The sequence below is a fragment of the Streptomyces sp. Tu 3180 genome (assembly GCF_009852415.1).
In the GTDB taxonomy this organism is placed as follows: Bacteria; Actinomycetota; Actinomycetes; order Streptomycetales; family Streptomycetaceae; genus Streptomyces.
This window is the reverse complement of sequence record NZ_WOXS01000002.1, coordinates 5,400,220-5,413,588: the sequence shown is the minus strand read 5'-3', so window position 1 is coordinate 5,413,588 and position 13,369 is coordinate 5,400,220. Positions and strand designations below refer to the sequence as shown.

15 protein-coding genes and 1 pseudogene are annotated in these 13,369 nt (G+C 73.8%); 5 read left to right on the top strand and 11 right to left on the bottom strand.

From position 1 onward, the window contains the following. Window positions 1–33: 33 nt before the first annotated feature. The 5 genes and pseudogenes from GL259_RS25440 to sigE form a co-directional block, all read right to left on the bottom strand. A complete protein-coding gene (locus GL259_RS25440) occupies window positions 34–708 on the bottom strand; it encodes a hypothetical protein (RefSeq protein ID WP_159535644.1) in 675 nt (224 codons plus the stop codon). 295 nt (window positions 709–1,003) lie between these two features. Then, on the bottom strand, window positions 1,004–1,465 hold the full coding sequence (locus GL259_RS25435; protein WP_159535643.1) for a sec-independent translocase: 462 nt from the start codon (window positions 1,463–1,465) through the stop codon (window positions 1,004–1,006). Window positions 1,466–1,647: 182 nt separating this feature from the next. Beyond that, window positions 1,648–3,411 (bottom strand): trypsin-like peptidase domain-containing protein, encoded by a 1,764-nt coding sequence (locus GL259_RS25430; RefSeq protein WP_208026519.1) that lies wholly within the window; start codon window positions 3,409–3,411, stop codon window positions 1,648–1,650. Between the two features lie 167 nt (window positions 3,412–3,578). Continuing rightward, a pseudogene (locus tag GL259_RS25425) lies at window positions 3,579–4,539 on the bottom strand (zf-HC2 domain-containing protein). Beyond that, complete coding sequence (gene sigE, locus GL259_RS25420; RefSeq protein WP_159538966.1) at window positions 4,536–5,234, bottom strand: RNA polymerase sigma factor SigE; 699 nt, start codon at window positions 5,232–5,234, stop codon at window positions 4,536–4,538. The pseudogene GL259_RS25425 and the gene sigE overlap by 4 nt, the downstream one beginning before the upstream one ends. 259 nt (window positions 5,235–5,493) lie before the next feature. On the opposite strand from sigE, the gene GL259_RS25415 reads away from it, so the two are divergent. Next, on the top strand, window positions 5,494–6,168 hold the full coding sequence (locus GL259_RS25415) for an O-methyltransferase (protein ID WP_159538964.1): 675 nt from the start codon (window positions 5,494–5,496) through the stop codon (window positions 6,166–6,168). A 130-nt stretch (window positions 6,169–6,298) separates the two neighbouring features. Here GL259_RS25415 and GL259_RS25410 read toward each other — a convergent pair whose 3' ends face one another. Together GL259_RS25410 and GL259_RS25405 are read right to left on the bottom strand one after the other, a co-directional pair. Further along, window positions 6,299–6,466, bottom strand: a complete 168-nt coding sequence (locus GL259_RS25410) for a DUF3117 domain-containing protein (RefSeq protein WP_003966491.1) — start codon at window positions 6,464–6,466, stop codon at window positions 6,299–6,301. A gap of 149 nt (window positions 6,467–6,615) precedes the next feature. Beyond that, window positions 6,616–6,780, bottom strand: a complete 165-nt coding sequence (locus GL259_RS25405; protein WP_159535642.1) for a hypothetical protein — start codon at window positions 6,778–6,780, stop codon at window positions 6,616–6,618. 66 nt (window positions 6,781–6,846) lie between these two features. Between GL259_RS25405 and GL259_RS25400 the strand changes: the two genes are divergently transcribed. After that, window positions 6,847–7,650 (top strand): enoyl-CoA hydratase-related protein, encoded by an 804-nt coding sequence (locus tag GL259_RS25400; protein ID WP_159535641.1) that lies wholly within the window; start codon window positions 6,847–6,849, stop codon window positions 7,648–7,650. A 27-nt stretch (window positions 7,651–7,677) separates the two neighbouring features. Here GL259_RS25400 and GL259_RS25395 read toward each other — a convergent pair whose 3' ends face one another. Continuing rightward, window positions 7,678–8,262 carry a DNA-3-methyladenine glycosylase I gene (locus tag GL259_RS25395; protein ID WP_159535640.1) on the bottom strand — a complete coding sequence of 195 codons (585 nt, stop codon included), beginning with the start codon at window positions 8,260–8,262 and terminating at the stop codon, window positions 7,678–7,680. Continuing rightward, complete coding sequence (locus tag GL259_RS25390; RefSeq protein ID WP_166461666.1) at window positions 8,259–8,612, bottom strand: DivIVA domain-containing protein; 354 nt, start codon at window positions 8,610–8,612, stop codon at window positions 8,259–8,261. Before GL259_RS25390 ends, GL259_RS25395 begins: the two co-directional genes overlap by 4 nt. 144 nt (window positions 8,613–8,756) lie before the next feature. Between GL259_RS25390 and folP the strand changes: the two genes are divergently transcribed. Beyond that, entirely contained in the window at window positions 8,757–9,617 is an 861-nt protein-coding gene (gene folP, locus GL259_RS25385) for a dihydropteroate synthase (protein ID WP_159535638.1), read from the top strand. A gap of 27 nt (window positions 9,618–9,644) precedes the next feature. Here the strand turns inward: folP and GL259_RS25380 are convergent, their stop codons facing one another. Next, entirely contained in the window at window positions 9,645–10,403 is a 759-nt protein-coding gene (locus tag GL259_RS25380; RefSeq protein ID WP_159535637.1) for a TIGR00730 family Rossman fold protein, read from the bottom strand. A gap of 119 nt (window positions 10,404–10,522) precedes the next feature. Continuing rightward, window positions 10,523–11,602, bottom strand: coding sequence for a succinyl-diaminopimelate desuccinylase (gene dapE, locus GL259_RS25375; protein ID WP_159535636.1), 1,080 nt, complete (start codon window positions 11,600–11,602; stop codon window positions 10,523–10,525). A gap of 83 nt (window positions 11,603–11,685) precedes the next feature. On the opposite strand from dapE, the gene GL259_RS25370 reads away from it, so the two are divergent. Together GL259_RS25370 and GL259_RS25365 are read left to right on the top strand one after the other, a co-directional pair. Then, window positions 11,686–12,663, top strand: a complete 978-nt coding sequence (locus tag GL259_RS25370; RefSeq protein WP_159535635.1) for a heavy metal transporter — start codon at window positions 11,686–11,688, stop codon at window positions 12,661–12,663. Between the two features lie 333 nt (window positions 12,664–12,996). Then, window positions 12,997–13,344 (top strand): ATP-binding protein, encoded by a 348-nt coding sequence (locus GL259_RS25365; protein WP_159535634.1) that lies wholly within the window; start codon window positions 12,997–12,999, stop codon window positions 13,342–13,344. The last annotated feature ends 25 nt before the right edge of the window (window positions 13,345–13,369 follow it).

Here is a 13,369-nt window from a genome sequence, read left to right as displayed (position 1 = left end):
GAGGGCGCCCTTCGGCGTGTCCGGGGCCCGCGCTCAGGCCGCGTACGTGCCGATGTCCTCGACCACGGCGAAGCCGAGGCCGTAGGCGCTCATGCCCCTGCCGTACGCGCCCACGTGCACGCCCGTCCGCGTGGTCCCGGCGAGCACCCAGCCGAACTCCGACTCCCGGTAGTGGAACGGCGTCGGCACCCCGTCCACGGGCAGGGACAGCGTCGACCAGTCGGGGCCCTCGAGGTCGTCCGCGAGGACCCACGCGGTCTCCGTCTGCTGCTCCAGCCAGTCGTCGCGCAGGGAGTGGTCCATCTGGCCGGGCCAGGTGAAGGACAGCAGCCCCACACCGGCGAGCCAGGCGGCGGAGGACACCGAGGTGGCCTCCAGCAGACCGGTGCCGTCGGCGCTGCGGCGGACCGGGTTGGCGGCCACGGTCACGACGACCGCGAACTTCTCCTTGGCGTCCTGGTCGCCTCCGGCCAGGTACTCGCTGCGCACCGAGGGCTCGTCGCCGTGCCCGATGGATCCGTGTTCGACGGCCCCGTCGGCCGCCGTACCGACCTGCATCAGCCAGCGGGGCCCCGTGAAGGCCTCGTCAAGGCCGTACCAGGGGAAGGGCGCACGCAGGTAGCCGTCGACCGCACGCCGGACGGAGGGGACCTGTGGTCCGTCCTCCGCGACCGGCGCCTGCGCGACTGCCCGACTCGTCGTCTCCATGTGCCCGGACGCCTCCTCGCTCTCGTCGGACCGAGCGGCCCGCCCCCCTTCGGGCGTACTCGTCCGGTCCGCACAACAACTCGGCAGCATAGCCATCTTGTCGCCACCGGCTGGGAAAGCGCCCGGTGTACGGGGCGCACGGACGTCCGGATCGGGCCCTGCGGAGCCCGGCCGGAGTATGAAACGCGTCACGTGCGCGGGGGCGTACGCCCCTGTGCACCCTGCTCGGCGCCCGGTCCGGACCGCGTCCGCGGGCCCGGTTCGCCCCGGTTCGAACGGTCCTCGCGGGACCGGGTCAGGTGGCGTCCGCGTCGAAGGGCGGGCGGTGGTCGGCCGCCCGGCTCTCGGGCTTCTTGGTCATGTCCACGCGGTCACCGGAGGAACCCGGGGACGGGGCGGGACCGGAGGAGCCCGAGGACGACGAGGAGTCGGAGTCGCGGCCGTGGACGGCGTCCGCGACCTCGGCCATCTCCTTCTTGAGGTCGAATCCGTTGCGGATCTCCTTGAGCCCCAGGTCGTCGTTGTCCAGCTGCTTGCGGATGAACGTCTTGGGGTTGAGGTCCTCGAACTCGAAGTCCTTGAACTCCGGTCCCAGCTCCTGCCGGATGTCCTGCTTGGCGCTCTCCGAGAAGTCCCGGATCTTCCGGATCGTGCGCGTCACGTCCTGGATGACCTTGGGGAGCTTGTCCGGACCGAAGACGAGCACGGCGAGGACGATGAGCGTCACCAGCTCGAGCGGTCCTATGTCATTGAACACCTGAAGCTCCTCGCGATGCCTTCGGTCCTCGGCCCTCGGGGCGGTCTGCGGTCTTCCGTGGTCCGGGCCGGGTCCACGGTACCCGGCCATCCCGTGCGACCGGTACCGTCCCGGTGGTCACCTGTGTGCGCACCCGTGCGGTTTTTCCGGGCCGTTCGCCTTCCCGTGCCGTGCCGTACGTCTCAGTCGCCCTCCGAGGAGCCGAGCACCAGGGAGACCTTCCGCTCCACGCCGTCCCGCTCCAGGGTGAGCTCCAGCCGGTCGCCGGGGCGGTGGGCGCGGGTCTTGACGATGAGTTCCTCGCCGGAGTGGATGCGCCGGCCGTCGACCTCCGTGATGACGTCGCCGGCCCTGATCCCGGCCTTGTCGCCGGGGCCGCCGGTGCGGACCGCGGGCCCGCCGTCGCCGCCCTCGGTGCCGACGCGGGCGCCGTCGCCGCTGTAGGCCATGTCGAGGGTGATGCCGATGACCGGGTGGGTCGCCCCGCCCGTGTTGATCAGCTCCTCGGCGACCCGCTTGCCCTGGTTGATGGGGATGGCGAAGCCGAGCCCTATGGAGCCGGACTGACCGCCGTCCGGGGCGGCCCCGCCGCCGGCGGAGCGGATGGCGGAGTTGATGCCGATCACCCGGGCCCTGGAGTCGAGCAGGGGGCCGCCGGAGTTGCCGGGGTTGATCGGCGCGTCGGTCTGCAGGGCGTCGACGTACGAGACGTCGCTGCCGTCGCCCTCCTCGCCGCCCGCGGTGATGGGCCGCTCCTTGGCGCTGATGATGCCGGAGGTCACGGTGCCGGCCAGGTCGAAGGGGGCGCCGATGGCCACGACGGGGTCGCCGACCTGCACGTTGTCGGAGTTGCCGAGGGGCAGGGGGGTGAGCCCCCGGACGCCCTTCACCTTCACGACGGCCAGGTCGTAACCGCTGTCCCGGCCGACGACGGCGGCCTCGGCGGTGTCGCCGCTGTGGAAGGTCACGGTGATCTCGCCGTCGTCCCCGGCGGGGTCCACGACGTGGTCGTTGGTGAGGATGTGTCCGCGCGTGTCGAGCACGAAGCCGGTGCCGGTGCCGCCCTCGCCGGAGCCGTTGACGTGCAGGGTGACGACGCTGGGCAGGGCCTGTGCGGCGATGCCGGCGACGCTGCCCGGCTCCCGCCCGGAGGACTCCTCGCCGGCCTGCGGCAGCTCGACGGCGCCGATCCCGCCGTTGCGCTCCAGGTACGCGCCGACGATCCCGCCGACGCCCCCGCACACGAGCGCGAACACCAGCACGGCGCCGAGGAGGGCCCTCCTGGTCCGCCTGCGCCGCTGCTTCTCGTGGGGCACCGCGGACCCGGTCTGCTGCAGCGGCGCGGCCGCCCAGGGGTCGTAGCGGCGCCACGGGTCGGGGGCCGGGGCGTTTGCGTACGGGGATGCCGGGGCGTCCGCGTGGGCGGAGGGCACCGGGGTGTCCGGGCGCGCCTGCGCGGGGACGGACGGTGCCACGGCGGCCGGTGCGGGCGGCGCGCCGTGCGGCGCCGTGCCGGGCGGCGGTGCCGTGACCGCCATGCCGTGGGCGGGAGTGGCCGCCGGGTGCTGCACCGGCGGCGCGGGCGCCCAGGGGCCCGGTTCGCCGTACGGCGGGGTGCTGTACGGGTCGGGGTCGTGCAGGGGCCTGGGCTGCTCGGCCTCGGCGGCGGAGGCGGCAGGGGCCGCGGGGCCTGCGGGGTGGGCAGGGGCGGCGGAGGCGGCGGACGCCTCCGGCGCGCCGGGCGTCCGGGACGGGTCCGGGACGGCAGGCGCGCCGGCGGGGGCGGCCTCGGCGGGCAGCGGCCGGTCCAGCTCGTAGTCGCCCTCGTGCCCGCCCCCGGCACCGGCCGGCGCCCGGCCGGGCCGCGCCAGCTCGAAGTCCCCGTCGGGCCCTTCCGGACGCGCGGTCGGCCCCTCCCCCGGTGGGCCCGGCTTCCCCTCGTTCATGCTCTCCCCACAGCTGGACGCGGCACGGCTCGTCGGCGGTGGCCGCGGATCGTCGGCTCCCGGCTCCGTCGCCTCCGCGCCGGAGCCCGGCTCGGCGCCCGGCTGCGTGGGCCTGGGCGCACCACCTGGATTCAATCAGGTCCGCGCGCCCGTGCGCAGGGAACGGGTCAGCGGGCCGTACGGGAGGAGGCGGTGGGCGAAGGGGCCGACGACGTGCCGGGAGCGGCGGTGAGGAGGTCGGGGCCCTTGATCCCGGAGGAGCCGGACCACGCGGTCAGGGCGAGCGGCGGGGTCGAGCCGAGCGGTCGTATCAGCGGGGACGTCGCGGCGGCGCCGGCCGTCAGCGGTGTGCCCCGGTGGCCGGTGGGGGGACGCCGGGCAGCAGCGGCGCGGAGACCGTGGTCGGGGCGACCGGGTCGTCCGCGGGGGCGCCCTGGCCCTGGAGCTGGCCGAGCAGCGGTCCGACGCCACGGCGCCGCTGTTCGGGCGCCGTCGCCGGGCCCGTGCCCTGGGTGCGCGTCGGCGTCACGTTGCTGCCCTTGCCCGAGCCGCGCGCCTCCGTGTCGGTGGGCGTGCTCGTGGTGACCCCGCCGAGCGCGATCGCGGCCAGGGACACCGCCCCGGCGGCGACGAACGCGAACCGCAGCCCGCGCGAGGACGGCCGGTCCGCCGTCTCGTGGCGGCCGACGTCGTGGATGCGGAAGCCCCGGTCCGCCCGGGACGCCGCCGGTGCGGGGGCGTGCCGCCGCGCCGGTGCGTACGCGAACTCGAAGCGCTCGCCCCGCCTGGTCCCGAAGGCCCCGGAGGTCGTGCCGAACCGCCCGGACGCGCCGCCCGGGGGCCCTTCCCCGGCCGACGGCGGGCCGCCGAGGTCGCCCCCGGCCGGGAGCCCCTGGAGGCGGGCCAGGAAGCTCTCCGAGGGGGGCGGGGGGCGGCCTCCGCGAAGACGTTCTTCAGACGGCGCTGCGCGTCCACCTCCGCCTTGCACTTCGCGCAGGTGGCCACGTGTGCCAGTACGCGCTCGCGCGCGTCATGACCGAGCTCTCCGTCCACCAGGGCGGAGAGTCGGTCTCCCAGGTGCTGCTCTGCGAGGTGTCCCTCGGAAGACTTCGGCCGTGAACCGCTCACGCGCTCGCGCCCCCTCCTCCCAGTGCGGGAACACGCGGCACGAAGGAGCGGCGCTCCGCGCGCGCCTGGGGCGAGCGGTGCGCGAGGGCCTTGCGCAACTGGGAGCGGCCGCGGTGGATCCGGGAGCGGACCGTGCCGAGCTTGACGCCGAGGGTCGCGGCGATCTCCTCGTACGACAGTCCTTCGATGTCGCACAGGACGACCGCGGCGCGGAACTCGGGGGCGAGGGTGTCGAGAGCCTGCTGGACGTCCGCGTCGAAGTGGGCGTCGTTGAACACCTGCTGGGGGGTGGGCTCCTTGCTGGCCAGCCGCTCGGCCGCGTCCTCGCCGAGCGCGTCGAAGCGGATGCGCTGCTTGCGGCGGACCATGTCCAGGAAGAGGTTGGTGGTGATGCGGTGCAGCCAGCCCTCGAAGGTGCCCGGCGTGTAGGTCGACAGGGAGCGGAAGACGCGGACGAAGACCTCCTGGGTGAGGTCCTCGGCGTCGTGCTGGTTGCCGGTGAGGCGGTAGGCGAGCCGGTAGACGCGGCCGCTGTGCATGCTGACGATCTCCTCCCACGTGGGCGGAGTCCACGCCTGCCCGTCCGCGTCGGTGGAGAAGGTCGCGGTCTGGGTCCGGTCGGCGGCGTGGGTGTGGTCAGCGGTGTCGTTCACGGATTTCGGCCTGCCCGCCGATCCGAGGAAGCGCCGCAGCACTCCTGCGCGATCCACAGGCGCAGCCGCACCTCCCCTATCGGCTCTGGTGGTGTCCAGTGGAGCCCCTACCATAGCCACCTCGCCCGTTAGCTCCGGATAAGCGGTTTTACGAGAATTTGATCTGGGCTGCCACGGGTCGTACGACTGCGTCAGCACTTGCTCGGCGTCCTCGTCCACCGCCCACCCCCCGTCACGGCGCACGCCACTCGGTCACCCCTTTAAACGACCGGTCCCATCTGCGGGTTCCCGGCGCCAGCGGATACAGTCACGCAGCAGGCAACCATGGGGACAGGAGAGGGTCATTACCGCCAACCGGCAGACGAGCTGGGCGTTCGCCGACGCCTATGTCGCCGAGGACGAAGCGCTGCTCTGGGCCCGGGACCGGGCCCGCGAGGCGGGGCTGCGCTCGGTGTCGCCCGGCACGGGCGCGGCCCTGCGGTTGCTCGCCGCCAGCGTGGACGCCAAGGCGGTCGCGGAGATCGGCACCGGCTGCGGCGTCTCCGGGATCCACCTGCTGCACGGGATGCGGCCGGACGGGGTGCTGACCACGGTCGACCAGGAGCCGGAGCACCAGCAGTCCGCCCGGCAGGCCTTCCGCGCCGCCGGTTTCGCCGGCAACCGGGCCCGCTTCATCCCGGGCCGCGCCCTGGACGTCCTGCCCCGGCTCGCGGACGCCGGCTACGACCTGGTCTTCTGCGACGGCGACCGGCTGGAGTACCAGGACTATCTCGCTGAATCGTTGCGCCTGCTGCGTCCCGGGGGCCTGGTCGCCTTCGAGGGCATCTTCGCGAACGGGCGCACGGTGGACTCCGGGCCGCAGCCGACGGAGGTGCTGCGGCTGCGGGAACTGGTGCGGGCCGTGCGCGAGAGCCAGGAGCTGGTGTCGTCGCTGCTGCCCGTGGGGGACGGGCTCCTCTGCGCGGTGAAGCGGTAGCCGGGTGGGAGACGGTGCGCGGCGGCGGGGCGGCAGCGGCGGGGACGGACCGGCGCCCCGCCCGCGCAAGCAGCCGCCCCGGCACCGAGTGCGGCACCGGGGCGGCTGAAAGGGTATGGTCGCTTGCGCGTCAGCCGACGACCTTCTTGAGGGCGTCGCCGAGCGCGTCGGCCTCGTCCGGGGTCAGCTCGACGACGAGCCGACCGCCGCCTTCGAGCGGAACGCGCATGACGATGCCCCGCCCCTCCTTGGTCACCTCGAGCGGGCCATCACCCGTCCGCGGCTTCATGGCCGCCATGCTCGTTCCCCTTCCTGAAACCCAGCTCAACCGTCTAGCCGACGGGCCACGAAGGGCACCTGCGGTCCTGGGAGCAGGACACACGCCACCGGCATCGAACACATTGCTTCCAGGCCATTATCCCGCATCTCAGGACCCGATGACCAACATCAGTCGGCATCGCTTGGGCAACGCACGCGAGCAAAACCACCCAATTCGGCGATGTGGTTGCGATACTGCGCCACCGCACGGAGTTTCACCGAACGAAAACGGACGGGAATTCTTTGACGCAGGTCACATGCCGCCCGCACGCCACCGCCGGTGATCTCCGTCATGCTGTCCTGCAGACGGGGACGTACTCGCCGGTACGTCCCGATTCCGCCACACGGAGGGGAAACGCCATGGCCGACACCGTGCTCTACGAGGTGAGCGACGGACTCGCGACGATCACGCTGAACCGCCCGGAGGCGATGAACGCGCTGGACGTCGCGACGAAGGCCGCCCTCCGCGACGCGGTCCGTTCCGCCGCGGACGACGACGCCGTGCGGGCCGTGCTGCTGACCGCGGCCGGCGACCGGGCGTTCTGCGTCGGGCAGGACCTCAAGGAGCACATCGGGCTGCTGGCCGCCGACCGGGAGAGCGGTTCGGGGCAGACCATGAGCACGGTGCGCGAGCACTACAACCCGATCGTGAAGGCGATCGCCGGGGCCGCGAAGCCGGTGGTGGCGGCGGTGAACGGCGTCGCGGCGGGCGCCGGCTTCGGCTTCGCGCTGGCGGCGGACTACCGGATCGTCGCGGACACGGCGTCCTTCACCACCTCGTTCGCCGGGGTCGCGCTGACCGCGGACTCCGGCGTCTCGTGGACGCTGCCGCGCGTGATCGGCCCCGGGCGCGCCACCGACCTGCTGCTCTTCCCGCGCAGCATCCCGGCCCGGGAGGCGTACGAGCTGGGCATCGCGAACCGGCTGGTCCCGGCGGCGGAGCTGCGCGCGGAGGCGGAGAAGACGGCGCGGGCCCTGGCCGAGGGCCCGACGGTGGCGTACGCGGCGCTGAAGGAGTCCGTGGCGTACGGGCTGAGCCACTCCCTGGAGGAGACCCTGGAGAAGGAGGACGAGCTCCAGACCCGGGCGGGCTCCTCCGAGGACCACGCGATCGCGGTGCGGGCGTTCGTGAACAAGGAGAAGCCGAAGTACCTGGGCCGCTGAGCCGGGACGCGCGCGGCGCCGGGCGGCTCAGCGCCGCCTGGCCACGCAGTCCTCCAGGTGGTCGTCGACCAGCCCGCAGGCCTGCATCAGGGCGTACGCCGTGGTCGGGCCGACGAAGCGCAGGCCGCGCTTCTTCAGGGCCTTGGACAGGGCCGTCGACTCCGGGGTCACCGCGGGGACGTCGGCCAGGGTCTTCGGAGCCGGGCGGCCCGCCGGGTCGGGGGCGTGCGACCAGATCAGGGCGTCGAGGTCGCCGGGCGCCCACGCGGCCAGCTCGCGCGCGTTGGCGAGGGTCGCGTCGATCTTGGCGCGATTGCGGATGATGCCCGTGTCGGCCAGCAGGCGCTCGCGGTCCTCGTCGGTGAACTCCGCGACCGTGGCGATCTTGAAGTCGGCGAAGGCGGCGCGGAAGCCGGGGCGACGGCGCAGGATGGTGATCCAGGAGAGGCCGGACTGGAACGCCTCCAGGCTGAGGCGTTCGAAGAGGGCGTCGTCGCCGTGGACCGGGCGGCCCCACTCCTCGTCGTGGTACGTGACGTAGTCCGGGGCGGACAGGGCCCAGGGGCAGCGCGGGGCGCCGTCCGGGCCGACGAGCGCGGCACCGTCGCTCACAGCTGCTCACCCTCCTCGCGCGGGGCGGTCTTGTCCATGGAGACGTGGGCGGCGGCACGGGCGCCGGCCAGCGCGGCCTCCAGGTCGGCGATGCGGGCGTCGCGCTCGGCGAGCTCGGCGCCGAGCCGGCCGAGGGCGTCGTCCACGTCCGCCATCCGGTAGCCGCGCACGGTGAGCGGGAAGCGCAGGCCGTCCACGTCCGCGCGGTCGACCGGGCGGTCCGGCGGCAGGGGGTCCAGGAGCCGTTCGGGCGGCGCCTCGGGCAGCGGGCCGTTCTCGCCGCCGCCCACCACCGCGAGGGTCACCGCGGTGACCACGACGGCGAGCGCGACGACCAGGAACAAGAACATCACCATCGCTGGGGCCCCCATGGTCGGATGAGTCGGAGTCGGATGTGTGGCTCCGATCGTGCCATGCGAGTCTGACAGTTAGGGTCGCCAGGCGGTCACAGGCGGCCGGAAGACGGTTCGGCGCACGAGGAGAGGTCACAGGGGATGCTCAGGCTGGGCAGGCGGGAATTCGAGCCGCACGAGCCGGTGATCATGGCGATCGTGAACCGGACCCCGGACTCCTTCTACGACCAGGGCGCGACGTTCCGCGACGAGCCCGCCCTCGCGCGCGTGGAGCAGGCCGTGGCGGAGGGCGCCGCGATCATCGACATCGGCGGGGTGAAGGCCGGGCCGGGCGAGGAGGTCACGGCCGAGGAGGAGGCGCGGCGGACCGTCGGCTTCGTCGCGGAGGTCCGGCGGCGGTTCCCGGACGTCGTGATCAGCGTGGACACCTGGCGGCACGAGGTCGGCGAGGCCGTGTGCGAGGCGGGGGCGGACCTGCTGAACGACGCCTGGGGCGGGGTCGATCCGCTGCTCGCGGAGGTCGCCGCGCGGTACGGCGCCGGGCTGGTGTGCACCCACGCGGGCGGCGCCGAGCCGCGGACCCGGCCGCACCGGGTGGCGTACGGGGACGTCATGGCCGACATCCTCGACGTGACCGTGGGACTGGCGGAGCGGGCGGTGGCCCTGGGGGTGCCGAGGGAGTCGGTGCTGATCGACCCCGGGCACGACTTCGGGAAGAACACGCGGCACAGCCTGGAGGCGACGCGGCGGCTGGACGAGATGGTCGCCACCGGGTGGCCGGTGCTGGTGTCGCTGTCCAACAAGGACTTCGTCGGGGAGACGCTGGACAAGCCGGTGAAGGAGCGGGTGCTGGGCACCTTGGCCACGACGGCCGTGTCGGCGTGGCTGGGGGCGCAGGTGTACCGGGTGCACGAGGTGGCGGAGACGCGGCAGGTGCTGGACATGGTGGCGTCGATCGCGGGGCACCGTCCGCCGGCGGTCGCGCGCAGGGGGCTGGCGTAGGCCCGCCCCGCCGCGCGGGGAACGCCTCTAGCGGCCCGCTTCCTTCGACACCAGCGCCACCGCCTCGTCCACGTCGTCCGTGACGTGGAACAGCAGCAGGTCCTTCTCCGCCGCCTTGCCCTGGGCGATGACCGTGTGGCGGAGCCAGTCGACCAGCCCGCCCCAGTAGTCCGTGCCGAACAGGACGATGGGGAAGCGGGTGACCTTCTGGGTCTGGACGAGGGTCAGCGCCTCGAAGAGCTCGTCGAGGGTGCCGAGGCCGCCGGGCAGGACCACGAAGCCCTGGGCGTACTTGACGAACATCATCTTGCGGACGAAGAAGTAACGGAAGTTCAGGCCGATGTCGACGTAGGGGTTGAGCCCCTGCTCGAAGGGCAGTTCGATGCCCAGGCCGACCGACACGCCCTTCGCCTCGCACGCGCCCTTGTTGGCCGCCTCCATGGCCCCGGGGCCGCCGCCGGTGATCACCGCGAAACCCGCCTCGACCAGGCCCCGGCCCAGGCGGACGCCCGCCTCGTACTCCGCGGAGTCCACCGGCGTGCGCGCCGAGCCGAAGACGCTGATGGCGGCGGGCAGTTCGGCGAGGGTGCCGAAGCCCTCGATGAACTCCGACTGGATGCGCAGCACCCGCCAGGGGTCGGTGTGGACCCAGTCGGACGGAGCGCGCTCGTCCAGCAGCCGCTGGTCGGTGGTGCTCGCCTGCACCTGGTCCCGCCTGCGGAGGACCGGCCCCAGGCGCTTCTCCTCCGGCGGCTGCTGCTTCCCCTCGGGGTTACCGGTAGCCATGTGCGCTCCCTCCGTTGTGCAGGTCGTTCCACCTCAGCGTAGATCTACGCGGGTTACGTACGGGGGACGTCAGCATGTCCGCCGGACAGCGTCCTAAACGCGCCGGAACGCCGGCGGCCTCACGCCGTCAGCCAGGACCGCAGCCGCTCCTCCCCGGCGAGGATCTTCGCGGTGTCCACGCGCTCGTCCCGCTTGTGGGCCAGGTGGGGGTTGCCGGGACCGTAGTTGACCGCCGGGACGCCCAGCGCCGAGAAGCGGGAGACGTCGGTCCAGCCGTACTTGGGCTGGGGCGTGCCGCCCACCGCCTCGATGAAGGCCGCCGCGGCCGGGTGGGAGAGTCCGGGCAGTGCCGCGCCGCTGTGGTCGTCGACGACGAACTCCGCCACGCCGCAGCCGGCGAAGACCTCCCGGACGTGGGCCAGGGCCTCCTCCTCGGTGCGGTCGGGCGCGTAGCGGAAGTTGACGGTGACGACGCACTCGTCGGGGATGACGTTGCCGGCCACGCCTCCGGAGATGCCGACCGCGTTCAGGCCCTCCCGGTACTCCAGGCCGTCGATCACGGGGCGGCGCGGTTCGTAGGCGGCCAGGCGGGCGAGGATCGGGGCGGCGGCGTGGATCGCGTTGGAGCCCATCCAGCCGCGCGCGGAGTGGGCGCGCTCGCCGGTGGTCCTCAGCAGGACCCGCAGCGTGCCCTGGCAGCCGCCCTCCACCTGGCCGTCGGAGGGTTCCAGCAGCACCGCGAAGTCGCCCTCCAGCCATTCGGGGTGGGCCTCGGCCACGTGCTTCAGGCCGTTGAGGTCCGCGGCGACCTCCTCGTTGTCGTAGAAGACGAAGGTCAGGTCGCGGTTGGGGGCGGGGACCGTGGCGGCGATGCGCAGCTGGACGGCCACGCCGGCCTTCATGTCGCAGGTGCCGCAGCCCCACAGCGTGCCGTCCTCGTCGAGCCGGGAGGGGACGTTGTCCGCGATCGGGACCGTGTCGATGTGGCCGGCGAGGATCACCCGCTCCGGGCGCCCCAGGCGCGTGCGGGCCACGACGTTGTTGCCGTACCGGTCGACCGTGAGGTGCGGCAGCGCGCGCAGCGCTCCCTCGATCGCGTCCGCGAGCGGCTTCTCGGTGCCGCTCTCGGAGGGGAAGTCGACGAGCTGCGCGGTCAGGCGCGCGGCGTCCAGCGTGAGGTCAAGCGGGGTGTCGGCCATGCCGTCGACCCTAACGCCCCGGGGCCGGGACCACTGTCCGCACCCGGCTCACACGTCTGCGTACTCTCCAGTACCTTGTACGCGTGCCAGAGCCGTCCCTCCCTTCCAAGCGTCGCGGCCGCCTCCTCCGCTCCGGGGCGGCCCTCGTGGTGCTGTGCGCGGTCGCCGGGTACCTCGTGGTGCAGTACGTCACCGGGGGCACGGGCGCGCCGGGCTGCAAGGTCGTGTCCGGCAAGGGCGACGGGGCGACGTACGCGTTCACTCCCGAGCAGGCGGTGAACGCGGCGACGATCGCCGCCGTGGGCACCGCGCGCGACCTGCCCGAGCGGGCCGTGACGATCGCCCTGGCGACCGCGCTGCAGGAGTCCGCGCTGCGCAACATCGACTACGGCGACCGCGACTCGCTGGGCCTGTTCCAGCAGCGGCCCTCGCAGGGCTGGGGCACGCCGAAGGAGATCATGGACCCGGCGTACGCGGCGGAGAAGTTCTACGAGCACCTGGTGGAGGTGCCGGGCTACACCCGGCTGCCGCTCACCGTCGCCGCGCAGCGGGTGCAGCGCAGCGGCTTCCCGCAGGCGTACGCCAAGCACGAGCCGGACGCCACGCTGCTGGCCGCCGCCCTCACCGGGCGCTCGGCGGCCACGCTGACCTGCGACGGCCGTCCGGCCGCGACGCGTGCGGCGGGCACGGACGCGGTGCGCGCCGCGCTGGTGCGGGACTTCGGGCGGGACGTGCTGGAGCCGGCCGGCGCGGAGGTGGGCGCGGCGGCGACGCCCCCGCCCGCTCCGGACGACCGGTCCGTCCCCGGCGACGGCAGCACCGTGACGCTGCCGGTCACCGCCGGGCCCGACGGCGCCTCGCGGGACGTCGAGGCCCGCGGCTGGCAGCTGGCGCACTGGGCCGTGGCCAACGCCTCCGAGCTGCACATAAAGCAGGTGTCGTACGGCGGGCGCGAATGGACCGCCGGGAACACCGACAGCCAGTGGCAGCCGATCGACGGCAAGGGCTCCGCGGACGCGGGCGACGGCCTGGGCGCGGTCCGGATCACGACCGCACAGTAGTACGGGACCTCACCCTCAGGCGTCGTGCGCGAGGCGGGCCGCTGACGCCGCGCGAGGAATTCCGCGCGGTCGCCCCGCGTCGGTGAAAATCCTTGGCGGGACGGGGCCGCAGCCCTTTCACCAGCCCGCGGCGGACCGTGCGGGCAGGTCCTTTTCCTCCCCTTTTCGCCGCAGCCGATAATGCGACGCATTGCCAACTCTTTACGTCGCCCCGCCGCAACCTTCCCGGCCGCCGGACGGTAGTCACTGCGTCCGGGTCCGGAGACCACCGGCCAGTCGGCCGGTTCCGGGCCCGGTCGGACACGTCACCGTTCTCTCCGCCGAAGGAGCACCATGTCCCTCCCTCTGACCCGCCGGATCGCCCGTGCCGCGCTGCTCGTCGCTGCGGGAGCGGCCGCCGGGGTCGGTGCGGCCGGTTCCGCCGGCGCGGCCCCCGAGCTGCCGACCGCCCAGAACCTCGGCGGGCTGACCGCCCCGGACGGGGCGACCGGCGACACCGTGACCGGCGTGACGCGGAACGTCACCGAGACCGCGGGGGGCACCGACAAGGTGGTGCCGACCGTCGACAGGACCGCCGAGAGGACCGCGCCGGTGGTGAAGGAGCTGCCGACCGGGTCCCTCACCGAGGGCGCCGTGCCGTCGGCCAGGACCCTGCCGGCCCAGGACCTGCCGCTCGCCTGATCGGGCCCGGCCCGACACGCCGACG